General features: G+C 55.3%; 11 protein-coding genes. 7 read left to right on the top strand and 4 right to left on the bottom strand.

All coding sequences use genetic code 11. The annotated features are described in order from the left end of the window. Positions 1–77: 77 nt before the first annotated feature. The 5 genes from RB297_RS15295 (at position 78) to RB297_RS15275 (ending at position 8,675) form a co-directional block, all read left to right on the top strand. Complete coding sequence (locus RB297_RS15295; RefSeq protein WP_375120889.1) at positions 78–1,889, top strand: cache domain-containing sensor histidine kinase; 1,812 nt, start codon at positions 78–80, stop codon at positions 1,887–1,889. After that, entirely contained in the window at positions 1,882–3,504 is a 1,623-nt protein-coding gene (locus RB297_RS15290; RefSeq protein ID WP_096774981.1) for a response regulator transcription factor, read from the top strand. Before RB297_RS15295 ends, RB297_RS15290 begins: the two co-directional genes overlap by 8 nt. 62 nt (positions 3,505–3,566) lie before the next feature. Continuing rightward, the gene (locus RB297_RS15285) at positions 3,567–5,531 is read left to right on the top strand and encodes a heparinase II/III family protein (RefSeq protein WP_375120888.1); all 1,965 of its coding nucleotides are present in this window, start codon (positions 3,567–3,569) and stop codon (positions 5,529–5,531) included. Between the two features lie 18 nt (positions 5,532–5,549). Continuing rightward, the gene (locus RB297_RS15280; protein ID WP_375120887.1) at positions 5,550–6,686 is read left to right on the top strand and encodes a glycosyl hydrolase; all 1,137 of its coding nucleotides are present in this window, start codon (positions 5,550–5,552) and stop codon (positions 6,684–6,686) included. Between the two features lie 102 nt (positions 6,687–6,788). Next, positions 6,789–8,675 (top strand): DUF2264 domain-containing protein, encoded by a 1,887-nt coding sequence (locus tag RB297_RS15275; protein ID WP_375120886.1) that lies wholly within the window; start codon positions 6,789–6,791, stop codon positions 8,673–8,675. A 147-nt stretch (positions 8,676–8,822) separates the two neighbouring features. Here RB297_RS15275 and RB297_RS15270 read toward each other — a convergent pair whose 3' ends face one another. Further along, positions 8,823–9,530 carry a stalk domain-containing protein gene (locus RB297_RS15270; protein ID WP_192569680.1) on the bottom strand — a complete coding sequence of 236 codons (708 nt, stop codon included), beginning with the start codon at positions 9,528–9,530 and terminating at the stop codon, positions 8,823–8,825. A 285-nt stretch (positions 9,531–9,815) separates the two neighbouring features. On the opposite strand from RB297_RS15270, the gene ilvA reads away from it, so the two are divergent. Then, positions 9,816–11,084, top strand: coding sequence for a threonine ammonia-lyase IlvA (gene ilvA / locus RB297_RS15265; RefSeq protein WP_096774986.1), 1,269 nt, complete (start codon positions 9,816–9,818; stop codon positions 11,082–11,084). Between the two features lie 122 nt (positions 11,085–11,206). Here the strand turns inward: ilvA and RB297_RS15260 are convergent, their stop codons facing one another. From RB297_RS15260 to RB297_RS15250, 3 genes are all read right to left on the bottom strand, one after another. Continuing rightward, entirely contained in the window at positions 11,207–12,139 is a 933-nt protein-coding gene (locus tag RB297_RS15260) for a hypothetical protein (RefSeq protein ID WP_375120885.1), read from the bottom strand. A gap of 126 nt (positions 12,140–12,265) precedes the next feature. Then, the gene (locus tag RB297_RS15255) at positions 12,266–12,928 is read right to left on the bottom strand and encodes a DUF1129 family protein (RefSeq protein ID WP_096774988.1); all 663 of its coding nucleotides are present in this window, start codon (positions 12,926–12,928) and stop codon (positions 12,266–12,268) included. A 2-nt stretch (positions 12,929–12,930) separates the two neighbouring features. Continuing rightward, positions 12,931–13,266 (bottom strand): PadR family transcriptional regulator, encoded by a 336-nt coding sequence (locus RB297_RS15250; RefSeq protein WP_009592352.1) that lies wholly within the window; start codon positions 13,264–13,266, stop codon positions 12,931–12,933. A gap of 266 nt (positions 13,267–13,532) precedes the next feature. Here RB297_RS15250 and RB297_RS15245 point away from each other — a divergent pair, with 266 nt between their 5' ends. Beyond that, on the top strand, positions 13,533–13,787 hold the full coding sequence (locus RB297_RS15245; protein WP_375120884.1) for a hypothetical protein: 255 nt from the start codon (positions 13,533–13,535) through the stop codon (positions 13,785–13,787). The last annotated feature ends 74 nt before the right edge of the window (positions 13,788–13,861 follow it).

Here is a 13,861-nt window from a genome sequence, read left to right as displayed (position 1 = left end):
ATCGGGACGAAACTCTTCGTCCCTTTTTTTGAATTCGCGTACATCATTCCCGTCACGCCATACCCGAGGTGGATCCTATGCCCGCACGATTGAAGAGCCTGATTCCCAGCTCCATCAGGCATAAGCTGATATTGGCTGCCGTCACCTGCATCGTGGTTCCCGCCATCGTCAGTTTGATTCTGTATAATTCGTTAACGAAGGAAGCCTTGAGGCAGCAGGCGGTATCCAACGCAAGCGATGCCCTTCAGCTGGTCCGCGGATCGGTGACGAATCTGCTCTTAAGCAAAATCAATATTGCCAACTATATCCAGATGAACTCGGGTTTGAATTCCTATTTCAAGCAGGTGGTATCCGGCAACGAAGACCCGGATCCTTATCGCAGGTTCATGGAATCCAACCGGGTGCTGGAGCATCTGGACAGCTTGACGGTCGTCGGCGAGAAAAGCTATGTCACCGTCATTCTGGAGAACGGCTCCTATTACATGAATTATTCCGTAAGCGATTACAATCCGCTCGATTACAGGCAGCGCCCCTGGTTTGGCCAAATTTCGGAGCTGCAAGGCTTGGAATCCCTGTGGACGGAGCCGGAGGCCACGATGTTCCGCTCGGACCAGATCGATCATCCGACGCAATTATCGGTGGTGCGCACGCTCCGGCTGCCGGATTCCGAAATTTACGGTTACGTGATCGTGACGTTCATGGAGGATCAGATCAGCGGGATCTTCAACTCCCTTTCGGAAGGCAACGATATGGTGCTGCTGGATGCCAAGGGAACCATCGTTTCCGGCAGTCATCAGAGCCAGATCGGAACGACCTTTGCATATCTCGATGACTTGGATCAAGAAAAGCCGTATTCGATCGTGCCGGTGAAGGGGGAGAAGCAGCTGATGGTACACCAGGACATCCCGTTTGCCGGGTGGCGCCTGGTGCTGATGCAGCCGTACAAGGATGCGATCGTCAATATCAACTCGATTTTCAACCGGGTGTTCTGGTTTCAGATGTGCTTCTTCCTGATCTTTCTGCTGCTGCTCATTGCGCTTGTCCGCGCGTTTACGAAGCCGTTAGTCAAGCTCGGTAAAGTCGCAACCTCCGTACAGCGCGGAAATTTGGATGTGAGGTCGAATGTTCATGGCAATGATGAGGTTGGACGGCTGGGGCATTTATTCGACGACATGCTGGACCGGTTCAAAGCCATGATCTCGGAAATATCCGAGAACCAGGCGAGAAAACGAAAAGCGGAGCTCCGAATGCTCCAAGCCCAGATCCATCCTCATTTTCTGTTCAATGTCCTGAATTCGATCCGGATGAAGGTCATGAAACGGGGCGATCCCGAAAGCGCCAAGATGATCGGCTCCCTGTCCGTGCTGCTCCGCATGACGATCAGCCGCGAAGAGGACGAGATTGCGCTTCACGAAGAAATCGACCTGATCTCGCATTACGTCGCCCTGATGAACCTTCGGCAGAAGGAGGAGGTCCGGCTGGAGCTGGATATCGCGCCGGAGGCTTTTCTCTTCAAAGTACCGCGCTTTTTTCTGCAGCCGATCGTGGAGAATGCATTAATCCATGGGCTCAACCAGCAGGCAGGGACGATTCGGATTGCAGCCGACATGAAGGGCAGGCATCTTGTGTTGGCCGTGAAGGACGACGGCATCGGCATGGATGCTGCGATGAGGGAGTCGATTGCCCGGAGAATCCAGGGCGGATCCGCCGGATCCTCGATGCAGGAGGAGGCAAGCGGAGGCGGCTTCTCCCATATCGGTCTGCAAAATGTGATGGAACGGATGAGCATGGTGTTCGGCGAGGCTTTTCAATGCCACGTCTACAGCGAGCCTGGCCAAGGAACGGTGATCGAGATGTATATACCGGAAAGAGGGAATGCGGATGTATAACGTGATGCTGGTGGATGATGATTATCCGGTCATTGAGCTGTTGTCGGAGGCCATCTCGTGGAATGAGCTGGGTTTGAACCTGATGGGAAGCTATGAGAACGGAATGAGTGCTTGGGAGAAGGCGAGATCTTCGCCCCCGGACATTCTGATTACGGATATCGGCATGCCCAAAATGAACGGGCTTGAGCTGTCCGCACGCATCAAAGAAGTGAAGGCCGATGTGCGGATCGCCATTCTGTCCTGCCACAACGAATTCCAATATGCCCAGCAGGCCATGCGCCTGAACGTGCAGGATTATCTGCTGAAGGATACGCTCGACCCCGAGGAGCTGGCCCAGCTGCTGAGGCGGTTCAAGCAGGCGATGGACGAGGAAGCCCAGAAGGGCTGGGAGCGGTCGCGGATGATCCATCTGGTGGACGAATCCAAGGAGCTGCGGAAGGAGCAGAGCCTCAAGAACTTCATACATCAGCCCCTCCTGTCCCCCGAAACATGGCGGCATGAGCTGTCGGAATACGGCGTGCTGAAGCCGGGTTATCACTGCCTGCCCGTGGTCGGACATCTGGAGGATGTCCGGGAGATCAAGCACCGCTTCGCTTCCAACCAGACGCTGCATTTTGCCCTGGGCAACGTGCTGCGGGAGGTGCTGGATCAGTTGAATCCGGATGCGGTGCATGTCCTATATGATGCAAAGTCTTCGCTGCTCCTGTTCGCGTATCGACCCGGCTTGGGCAGCAACATATACGATGAGGCCGCCGCCTGCCTGAAGGAGGTGCAGCGGACGCTCGAGCGCGTGCTGCGAATCCGCATGTCGTTCCTGATCGGCAGGGGGTGCGCGGAGCCGGAGGGCTTAAAGGCAGGGCTCAATGAACTGCTGGCCTGCCGGCATCAACGATTCTATCTGGAGCCGCAGGAGATATCCAAACTGAACGGAGCGCTTGAACAGAAAAGTCTTAATGGGGATCCTGATCTCTTTGCTTATTATGACCGGGCCAGTTCGGAGCTGCGGGAATCGCTGCTCGGAAAAGAGGGCTTATGCGCGGTGCGCGACGCGGTCGATCGGTGGATCTCATGGATTCAAGAGAAGCGGTACGCACCGGAATCGGTCAAGGACTGGGTATTGAAGCTCCTGCTGGATCTGAAGCTGAGGCTTCATCTACTGCATTCGCTGTCACCCGCCTATACGGCCGATGCGCTTCATAAAGAGATCATGGACATGGATTCCCTGAACGAGCTGAAATCCTGGCTTCACGATTATTTGGAATCCACCATGCAGGCTATGGACCGGGGATTCGGGGGCAGCAGACGATCGGAAGTGGCGGAGGCCTGCAAATACGTGTCCCTTCGGCTTGACCAGAGGATCACGCTGGATGACGTTGCGGGCTGCCTGCACCTGAATCCGAGCTATTTCAGCCGGATGTTCAAAAAAGAAACCGGCGTGACCTTCATCGAATACGTCACCCGCATGAAGATGGAGCGCGCCAAGGAGCTGCTGCGGCAGACGGACCGCACGGTCGGGGAAATCTGCGAAAGTCTGGCTTACGACAATGTAAGTTATTTCAGCAAAACATTCAAAGCGTATGCGGGGGTAACCCCCGTAGAGTTCCGGAACGGTTGAAAGGATGTCTAACCGGCGTCACCAACAGGCGTTGAAATGGGAAGGAGGAGGGTCCTAGTCCGATGAACAGGATACAAGAGCTGACAACGATCGTGAACGGGATGGCTCCCGCCGATCTGCGGCTGTATTACCAAAGCGGGGACCAGAGTTCCTTCTGGGAAGGGATCCGGCAAAGCGAAGATTACGAGCAGGACATATCCGAGATTCGCGAGGAAGGGGAGCGGCTTCTGTCTGTCCCGAACCCGCCGCTGACGTATGACTTATTCACCCGGTTTGCCCGGCAGGGAACGAGGCTGGATTATGAGAAGGTGTATTTCGACCGTCGGCGCCGGCTGAATACCTTTTCCCTGCTGACCCTTCTTGAGCCGGATAAGGAAGCGTACCGGACGGCTCTCCAAGAGATGATCTGGTCCATCTGCGATGAGTATACCTGGTGTTTGCCGGCGCATGTGAACGCGGAATCGCCCGGCTGCATCAAGGAGACGATTGATCTGTTCAGCGCCGAGACCGGGTTTACCCTCAGCGAAATCCGCGTGCTGCTGCGGGACCGTCTGCCTTCGCTGCTGATCTCGAGAATCGGAGAAGAGGTTGAAGCACGGCTCTTCATTCCTTTCCTAAGCCGTGAGCACGGCTGGGAGACGGCGACGCATAATTGGTCTGCCGTCTGTGCCGGTTCCATCGGCTCCGCGGCGCTGCTGCTTATGGAAAGCGGGGAATCTCTTGTGGAGGTTCTGCTGAAGACGGAGCGGTGCATGGACTATTACCTGCAGGGCTTCGGCCCCGATGGAGCCTGTCTGGAAGGGCTGGGATATTGGAATTACGGGTTCGGGTATTTCGTGTATTATGCCGATTTGCTGCGCAAGCGTACCCGGGGCGAGATGGACTGGTTCCGAGCGGAGAAGGTCGGCCGCATCGCCTTGTTTCAGCAGCAGGGCTTTTTGGGAGGAAAGGCCGTCGTCAACTTCTCCGATTCGCAGCCGGAAAGCACGGTACATATCGGCTTGTCTCATTATCTGGCCGGATTGTACGCAGACTTCGAGTCTCCGCCGCAGTCTCTCCGGTCGGGTTACCGCGACGACCATTGCAGCCGCTGGGCTCCGGCTTTGCGCAACCTGATCTGGCGGAACCCCTTGCTGGCGGGGGACGATTGGAGAGAGGCAAGTTATTATTTGCCCGATGCCCAGTGGCTGATCTCCCGCAGCTCCCATGGAGGCGAGGTGTACGCGTTTGCCGCCAAGGGCGGCAGCAACGGCGAACCGCACAACCATAATGATCTTGGGCATTTTATTCTGTACGGCGCCGGGGAAGCCTGGTGCTCGGATCTCGGCTGCGGCGAATACACGGCGGAGTATTTCGGCGAAGGACGGTATGGCTATGATTGCAACGGCTCCCAAGGCCACTCCGTACCGATCATCGACGGCCATGTTCAGCAAGAGGGCCCGGATAGCGCCGCGGTTGTATGGGAAGCGGTGACGGGTGAAGCGGTGGATCGGCTTGCGCTTGAGCTGAGCTCGGCCTACCGGGCTCCTGCTCTACAGTCATTCACGAGGACGCTGGAGTGGAACAAGAAAAGGAACCGGCCGGAACTGACGCTGAGCGACCGGTTTACGTTCGGTTCGCCCCCGGAGAGTCTGGTGGAGCGGATCGTCACCAGGATACGGCCCGAGCTGGTACTGATCGATGGCCGGCTGGCTGTTAGGCTGCGGGCACCGGGTACTTATGAGCAAGCAGAGGCAGGAGGACCGGAAGTCGTTCAGGCCTTAGAAAAGAAGAAGGAGCCGATTGCAGCTGAAGAAGGGACCGGGGAGCAGCCTAAGGTACAGGACACAAAGCCGGATCCTGCCTTTTCCGTGGACGACAGGCCCGGCCTGCTGATCCACTATGATAACGACCTTGTGGAGCCTGAGCTGACACGCCATGTTTTCCGGGACCACTTCGGCAAGGAAGCGGCTTGGTATGCCGTGGATTTTAAAGTGAAGGCCCTTGGCTTGCATGCGGATATCGATCTTAGGTTTCAATTCATATGAACAGAGGAGTGGAGAGGAATGAAAACGGAGGTCGCTTTGGATTGGTTGACGGAGGCATGGGAAAAATCGCTTGCGAAGACGCGGCGGAACGTAGCGCGGATCGGCGCGAGGTTTCCGCATGCCAGCCAGAATGGCGTCTACCAGCTGGAGCCGCCGCATTGGTGGACGGCCGGCTTCTGGCCGGGCATGCTGTGGCTTTTGTACAACGACAGCGGGGTGGCGGAGCTTAGAACAACCGCCGAGCAGTGCGAGCTCATTTTGGATGACGTACTGAACCAATATGTGCGCCTGGACCATGATCTCGGCTTCATGTGGACGCTGACCAGCATGGCTTCCTACAAGCTGATTGGCAGCGAAGAGTCAAAGGTGCGCGCGCTCAAAGCAGCCAACTACCTGGCTGCACGCTTCAACCTGAAGGGACAGTATATCCGAGCCTGGAATCCGTGGTCGGAAGGGGAGGATAACGCGGGCCTCGCGATCATCGATTGCGCCATGAATACGCCCCTGTTGTTCCTGGCGTCGCAGATCAGCGGCGATCCCCGCTACCGGCATATGGCCGAAGCGCATATGGACACGGTGGTCCGGGACTTCGTCCGGCCGGACGGATCCGTCTATCACATCGTACGATACGATCCGGTTACCGGTGAGCGCCTGGAAGGGATCGGCGGGCAGGGCTTCGCGCCGGAATCCGCCTGGTCCAGGGGAACGGCGTGGGCGATTTACGGCTTGACGCTTGCCTACCATCATACGGGCAAGTCGATATACCTCGATGCGGCCAAAACGGTGGCGCATTTCTTTCTGGCGAACCTGCCGGAAGACCATGTGCCGTTCTGGGACTTCCGCGCGCCGGACGAGGCCCGCATCTACCGGGATTCGTCCGCCGGTGCCTGCGCCGCCAGCGGGCTGCTGCTGCTGGCTGACAAGGTGGAGCCGGGGCAGGCAGCCGTATACCGGACATCCGCGGTCCGGATTTTGGAATCGCTGTACCGGAATTACGGCACATGGGACAACGACGGGGAGGAAGGCTTGATACTCCACGGAACCAGCCATTATCCGGAGGGCAAGAATATCGACGTGCCCCTGATTTACGGCGACTTTTTCTTTGTGGAAGGGCTGGCGCGGCTGAGAGGGAAGGGGCCGTTTTACTGGGAATAACGGAGATTGAAGCGGCGCTCGGGAAGGAAATAGTGGAAGTAAGGCAAGGAAGAGGATAAGCGAATTAGAAGAAGCATTCCGGGAATGGAGTGAGAATGTTAGATGAGCATACAGGTTACTGGGAATCCCGAGGTAGGCTTGATCCATCCGGTCGCCCGGAATCCGCTGAGAACAAGACGGGACGTGCAGGAGGCGCTCTCGCAGCTGCTGGAGCCTTTAAGCAAATGCTACAGCGAGGGGCGCGCACGCTTAATCCTTGAGCGTTCGGGCGCCGATGCCTATGCCGATATTGCGGAGATGGAGGGTTTCTCTCGCGTCTTGTGGGGGCTCGTTCCCGCCGTTGCCGGCGGCTCCCATGACGGGCTGTGGGAACTGTGCCTGCAAGGGATTCGCACAGGGACGGATCCGGAGCATGCGGAGTACTGGGGGCAGGTGAACGACTATGATCAACGGCTGGTGGAGATGGCGGTGTTCGGATTGGCCTTTGCCCTGATTCCGGACCGCATCTGGCAGCCGCTGAGCGAGAAGGAGAAGGCCAACCTCTATCAGTGGCTCGATCAAATCAACCATCATCCTTGCTATGATTGCAATTGGCTGTTCTTCCATGTATTGGTCAACGTTGGTTTCCGCAAAGCAGGCTTACCATACGATGCCGGGCAGCTGGAGAACAATCTCCGGCGCATTGAGGAATTTTATCTGGATGCAGGCTGGTATAGCGACGGGATCGGGGGGCACTGTGATTATTACGTGCCGTATGCTTTTCATTTCTATGGCTTGATCTATGCTCAGCTGATGGGAGACGAAGATCCGGAACGCGCCGGGCGCTACAGGGAGCGGGCAGCGTTGTTTGCACGCGATTTCATCCACTGGTTTGCACCCGACGGGTCGGCCGTTCCTTACGGACGCAGCTTGACGTACCGCTTTGCGCAGTCGGCCTTCTGGTCGGCTGCGGCATATGCCGGGCTGGACGGGTTTAGTCCGGGCCAGCTGAAGGGACTGGTCCTTAGAAATCTCAGATGGTGGTTTCAGCAGCCTATATTCGACCGGGACGGCGTGTTGACGGTGGGTTACGCTTACCCGAACCGAATCATGTCGGAGAACTATAACGCGGCCGGCTCGGTGTACTGGTCGCTGAAGACGTTCCTGATCCTGGCTTTGCCGGATAGCCATCCGTTCTGGACGGCCGAGGAGCAGGAGCTGGCGGAGACAGGACGTATTTCGGTGCAGGAGCCTGCACATCTGGTGCTTTGCAGGGAGCCGCAGACCGGCCACGTGGCCGCGTTCAATACGGGCCACCCGTCTACCAACGAGCATACGCATACTTCCGCCAAGTACGAGAAGTTTGTTTACTCAACGGCCTTTGCGTTCAGCGTGCCGAGGGCGGAATGGGGACTGGCCCAAGGGGCTTTTGATTCCATGCTGGCGCTTAGTGAAGGCGATCGGCTGTTCCGGGTCAAACGCTTATGCGAGGAGACGCGGATTCAGGAGCATGTGCTGTATGCACAATGGAAGCCGTGGAGAGACGTCGAGGTAAGGACCTGGATAGCGGCAGGGCTGCCATGGCATATTCGCATCCATCAGATCAGCACGGAACGAATGCTTGATGCTGCAGAAGGCGGGTTTGCTTTAGGCTTGGGAACTCTGAACAGCTCCATGGCGGGAGAAGAGGCCGCATCGGCTTCCGGCACTTTCGGCACGAGTGCTATTTATGGCATGCTCGGTTACGATACGGCAGAGCTCATCTATCCTCATGCTAATACGAACCTTTTGCATCCCCGCACTGTCATTCCTACACTGAGGGCGGCGCTTGAACCCGGGACCCATTGGCTCATCGCGGCCGTGCATGGCACCCCCAGCGCTCCCGGCACTCCCGCCATTGAGGAGCCTTCCATGGAAGACGTGAATGAAAGGCTGGGCGTCGAGATTTTGCAGCATCAAATTACAATCACCACGCAGACGGGAAACGTGATCGTGATTCCGATGGACTAACAGGCAGGTGATCTCACCCTAACAGGTATGTGTTATGAAGCAGTGGTTTGTCAGAGCTAATATAGATCATACAGATAAAGCCGGGGGTCATTAACCCCCCGGCTTTCAATATCATGGCCTTCCGCCCGCGCGAATCATCGCAAGGGCTTATTTTGTCAAATAGGAACTGGTCAGAGGAACAAACAGGGAAGTGCCCGGACCTTCATCAACGATCTCCACAAAAATAAAATCGGCAGCCGATACATCGACGTCTACGCCGACCAGGCCATCTTCAGCACCCAGGGACACCTTTTTGAGCGTTGAGTTGTTGTGGTCCATAATTACGATTTCTTGCGCACCGCCAGTCACGGCCAGCTCAAGATGCAGGTTGGCATATTTTTTACCCGTCATGATCTGGAAGCTGTTGCCTTGTTTGGCCGAATCGGTATGTAAATAAACGTCTTTATAATCTTTGCCTTTGTAGACCGTATCGCTGGAATCTTTGGTGTGCCAGGCTGATGTCCCCAATACGGAGGCTCCGAGCGAGCTTAATGATAACGGACTGGAGGTTTGGGATGGGGATCCCTGATTGCCGCCAATCAGTACGGAAGAAGTTGCGCTGTCATAACGAATGTCGATATTCATCAGATCGCCTACAGCTCGCACAGGCAAGTACGTCGTGCCGTTGTAAGTGATCGGCAGCACGGTTTTGCCGTTTGCGTCTTTCGGCGTTACCACCGTACCGTTTAATTTCAGGGAAATCTTGCTGTTCAAATAGGCTTTGATTGGCTCCAAAGCTGACGACGCCATAGCGCCTGTACCAATCCCCAGCGTGAGTGTACCCGCCAATAACCCATACAATACTTTCTTCTTCATTAAAATCACTCCCAAAATTTAGGTTAATTTTCATGCTTTATAGTATTAAAGTGTCTGAAGGAAGTCAACCCTCTTTAAAGGGAAGGCCCGATCCTTCATAGCCGTATACGGGTAACGGCTTGTGCATCCGGGTTATGCTTGTTGCGAAAAAACTCTTTTACGAAAGCTTGCCAGAAAAGGGCGGGATATTTTCATGAAAAGTGATACAATGATAGAAATACGTAAATAAGGGTAGCGGATGGATCAACGTTTACCTGGCAGCGAAGTGGGAGTGTGATCGAGAGAATGGAAGAGACGTATACGGCAAAACGGGCAGTCAGCATGGAGGACATCGTGCGCGCACACCACGTGCTTCGCGAAGTGATCGTACGCACGCCGCTGCAGCGGGATGCAGTACTGTCAGCCAAGTATGACTGCGAAGTGTATCTGAAGCGCGAGGACCTGCAGGTGGTTCGCTCCTTCAAGATCCGCGGCGCTTACAATATGATTCGCAGCTTGTCGGATGAAGAACGCAGCAACGGCATTGTGTGCGCAAGCGCGGGCAACCACGCGCAAGGGGTGGCTTTCTCCTGCAACGCGTTGAATATCAAAGGCAAGATTTACATGCCGAGCACGACCCCGAACCAGAAGGTGAAGCAGGTGAAGCGTTTTGGCGGGGGCAGCGTCGAGGTCATTCTGACAGGGGATACCTTCGATGATGCATATGCCGAAGCGATTAAGGCATGCGACGAGTACGGCATGACCTTTATCCACCCGTTTGATGAAGCGAAGATCATTGCGGGCAACGGCACGATCGGGATGGAGGTTATGGAGGAGCTGGACGCGCCGGCCGATTATATGTTTGTCACCATCGGCGGCGGCGGTCTTGCGGCCGGCGTGGCAACCTACGTCAAAACCGTCAGCCCAACGACGCAAGTCATTGGCGTCGAACCGCTTGGGGCAGCGTCCATGATCGAGTCCAAGAAGCAGGGCGAGGTCGTCACCATGCATGAGATCGACAAATTCGTGGATGGCGCCGCCGTGAAGCGCGTCGGGCAGCTGACGTATGACATCTGCTGCGAGTTGGTGGACGACATCGTGACGGTACCGGAAGGCAAGGCCTGCACCACCATCCTGGAGCTGTATAACGAGAATGCGATCGTTGTGGAGCCGGCGGGGTCGCTGGCCGTAGCGGCGCTGGATATGAACCGGGACCGGATTCGCGGGAAAACGGTCGTCTGCATCATCAGCGGCGGCAATAACGATATCGACCGGATGCAGGAAATCAAGGAACGCTCCTTGATTTACGAAGGGCTGAAGCATTACTTCATGATCAACTTCCCGCAGCGCGCGGGCGCACTCCGCGAGTTTCTGGAGGAAGTGCTCGGTCCCGACGACGATATCGCGCGCTTCGAGTATACGAAGAAGCATAACAAGGAAGACGGACCTGCCCTGGTGGGCATCGAGCTCTTGAGGCCGGAGGATTACGGCCCGCTGGTGGAGCGGATGCAGCGCAAGGGGCTGGATTACACGGAGCTGAACAAGAACATGAACCTGTTCAATCTGCTGATTTAAGAAGTACACGAAAGCACCATAAAAAGCCGGATTCCCCTAACGGGAACTCCGGCTTTTCCAGTTATTTCATGGTATGGCCTCTAGCGGTCCAGGGCGTCACCCGCCGTTAACGTCAGGATGCCTCAGTCAATCGGAACCGCCTTGGCACGGTACCGCTCCACTTCCTGGTTCAGCTTGTCTTTGTTGCTCTCCAGCACGTCGGACCAGGACTTGAGCTTTTTGAGGAGCGCGCTTTTGGAGACAGCGTCGCTGTCCTTCAGTGCTTTATCGAATGCTTGCCGCACTTCCGGGTCCAGCAGATTGTCCTCGTATTTGAACAGCGGCGTGTTGTTATAACCGTAGTATAGGCTAAGCTCGGTGAATCGAAACTTCAGCTTCACGTCCGCAGTCCGATTGGATTTGGGATACGCGCTGATAAAGGCCTCTTGCGTTAGTCCCCGATCAATGACCTCGCTCCATGGGATCACCAAAGCGGCATCGCTGACGGCAGGCTTCTCCGATTCAACGACCATGATGTCGATATAGGCTTGAATATCCTTGTTGATATAAGGCTTGTATGGCTTGAGCGTGGTATAGTCGATGATCGGGAAGATCACGCCCTCGGTCGTATAGAGCCTGTAGCCGCTGTCGCGCAGGTTGATGAGCACCTTTCGGAGCGTTTCATCCTTGGTTTTGTTAATGGTGGTGTTAATCGGCTCCCCGAATTTGTACAAGTTCATCAGTTTATCCTGAATCCCGATTTCGTACACCTTGTCGGTTTTTGCCGGGAGCGCATCATTCATCGCATTCTCCAGCTTAAGCACCAGCATGGTCGCCTGATACGCGGTCACGCTGCGGATATGCTTGGTGATGTAAGACTTGGCATAAGCCACGTCGGATTCCTTCAGCAATTTATTGGCTTTGTTGTACACGGCATTGCCGAAGGCGGCAGCTTTGCTTGAAACTGCGTTTGAGCCAGTTTGGGATGCGGGTGCTGCGCTAGCGATAACGCCGGTCTGGATCGATAGAATAAGTGCAAGGATGGCAGCAATCGCGGATTTTTTCGACTTTAACATGGTTTTTCCTCCCTTACCACACATTACCCTTATCCTATCATCTTCTATAGAACATTAGTTTACAAAGAACGAAAAAATATTAAAGATTTTGTTAAGCGCCGCCCGCGAATTCATGACGAGTTTGTATTATTTGCTCGAAAAAAGAAGTTTGGTCCCTGCGATTCCGATCAGGAATATGACGAGGCTGATCCATGGCGCAACCGTCAGCACCGGCAGCAGCCGTCCCAGCCACACGCCCGCTACCAATATCAATACCGTGATGGCGACATAAATCCCGATATTGCGAGCATTCACCTTGCGTTTGTCTTCCTCCGGCTTGAAAGCGTCGTTCTTCATCCATCTCAGCAATGCGTGGATCAGCACATAGGAACCGCCTGCGATCAGAATCAGGGTCGATATGCGTACCTGCGTCATGCGCTCGACCGGACCCCCGGCCCACATCGTGATGAACCCGACCAGAGCCTGAACGAAGAAAAACCAGGTTAAGGCCACCCACGGGATCATGAGATGGAATTGGAGGCTGCTGAGGCCTTTCATTTTTGGCAGCTGTTCGACCAGCTCCTTGCAATAGGATTCGGGATCGCTTCCGAATACCTCCTCGGCGCTTTTGCCTTTGGCTTGCGCGTCCAGCAGGTGCTGGGCGATTTCGAGCAGCAGCTCCTCGCCTTTTTGCTCCTGCACGGAGCTGCTGCGGATATAGACAACCATGTCTTGGTAATAGCTTAGGTTGTTCGGCTTCATGGCATCCTGGAGTCGGTTGTTCTCTTTGATCATCTGTTTGGTATTCATCTTTACTGTCCTCCGCGGGTTAAAATGTGGTCCACACTATCTTTAAGCGTTCCCCAATGTTCCTTGAATTGTTGAAGAACCTGCCGGCCTTTATCGGTCAAATTGTAATATTTGCGTGGCGGTCCCCCGGCACCTGGCGCGGGCCTTAGGGTGCCTTCGATGAGCTGCTCTTTCTGCATGCGCAGCAGCAGGGGATAGATGCTGCCTTCGCTCACAAACGTCAGCCCGCTGTCTTCCAGCAGCGTGCTGAGCTCATAACCGTAAACCTCCCGATGCTCCATGAGCGAGAGGATGCAGCCTTCGAGAATGCCTTTTAGCATTTGACTTTGGGTGGTCATGAATGTGGGGATTCCTCCTTCAGGTATATTGCTATGCAAGGTAGTGAGGCGTGAGGGGCTGGACTGCGAGTAGGCACGATAGCAGACTACCTTGTTATGCAATATATCATAGCAGATAACATGCTTGCAATGCAAGGTAGTGCTGCTGAATCTTGTCACCTTCGTGAACAAGGTATAATTCTCCGGCTCCTATTTCACAATAATAAGCATTCTGAATCTATACACGACGCCCTGATCATTCAGGGATAAGAAGGAGGAGTTCTCAGATGTGCGCTAGCTTTTTTGACGATGAATTGCACGGAGGAGACGCTGTGCCGGTACAAGGGCAGGAGGTAATCGCAAACAGCGGTGCTCCGGATGGTTCACCGGCCCAGCCTGAAGGAGAATTCGTCTCCGAGCGTGAGGACCATGATCTCACCGCCGCATCCTTATGGGAGAATGATCCGGTCGGGAAGACCTGGATGAACGATTGGAGCGGGCGCGAAGAAACCCATGCGATGTTTCGCCAGAGTTACGAGTAAGGCTGAAGGTGCGGTGGTGCGTAAGGGATGAACGTTGAAGCGGACAAGAGAAGCGCATGCTTGGATTTACGGAG

This window comes from Paenibacillus sp. CR_12, from assembly GCF_041953985.1.
Lineage (GTDB): Bacteria > Bacillota > Bacilli > Paenibacillales > Paenibacillaceae > Paenibacillus_AQ > Paenibacillus_AQ lautus_A.
The sequence above is the reverse complement of the archived record's forward strand: the minus strand, read 5'-3'. Positions and strand labels throughout refer to the sequence as shown.